The sequence below is a fragment of the Serratia sp. OS31 genome (genome assembly GCF_014164835.1).
GTDB classification, from domain to species: domain Bacteria; phylum Pseudomonadota; class Gammaproteobacteria; order Enterobacterales; family Enterobacteriaceae; genus Serratia; species Serratia liquefaciens_A.
In genome coordinates this window covers 1-630 of sequence record NZ_JACJFQ010000107.1, presented here as the reverse complement: position 1 = coordinate 630, position 630 = coordinate 1, and the positions used below count along the sequence as shown (strand labels likewise).

General features: G+C 56.3%; 1 pseudogene and 1 other annotated feature. The pseudogene reads left to right on the top strand.

Going from position 1 to position 630, the window contains the following annotated elements:
• Positions 1-630 (top strand): annotated as a pseudogene (locus H5P17_RS26525) (IS3 family transposase); the annotation flags it as partial.
• Positions 24-140, top strand: a sequence feature (AL1L pseudoknot). (Overlaps the previous pseudogene by 117 nt.)

Genomic DNA, 630 nt, shown 5'->3' with positions numbered 1-630 from the left:
AACGACATTCTGCGCCAGGCTTCGGCTTATTTTGCCAAGGCGGAGTTCGACCGCCTGTGGAAAAAATAATGCCACTGCTGGATATCCTCAGCGCTGAACATGGGGTCGGACCGGTATGCCACGAACTGGATATTGCCCCGTCAACGTATTATTGGCATGACCAGCGTCGGCGACATCCGGAGAAACGCAGTCAACGTGATGAGCGACTCAAATCCGCAATACAACGGGTATTCAATGAAAATTACAGCGTCTATGGTGCCCGAAAGGTCTGGCGACAGTTGTTGCGAGAGGGGCTCAAAGTGGCCAGGTGTACGGTGGAACGGCTCATGACGGAAATGGGGCTTGCGGGCGTGCGTCGGGGTAAAAAAGTGCGAACCACGATAAGCCGTAAGGAGGCGGCGGCGCCGGTTCGTGGCAGAACGCCCGAACCAGCTTTGGGTGGCAGATTTTACCTATTGCGCCACCTATCAGGGCTTTGCGTATGTCGCGTTCATCATTGATGTGTTCGCCGGCGCCATTGTGGGATGGAGGGTGTCATCGTCGATGGAAACAGCGTTCGTGCTGGATGCACTGGAGCAGGCGCTGTGGGCCCGTCGGCCTTCCGGCACCATCCATCATAGCGACAAAGGT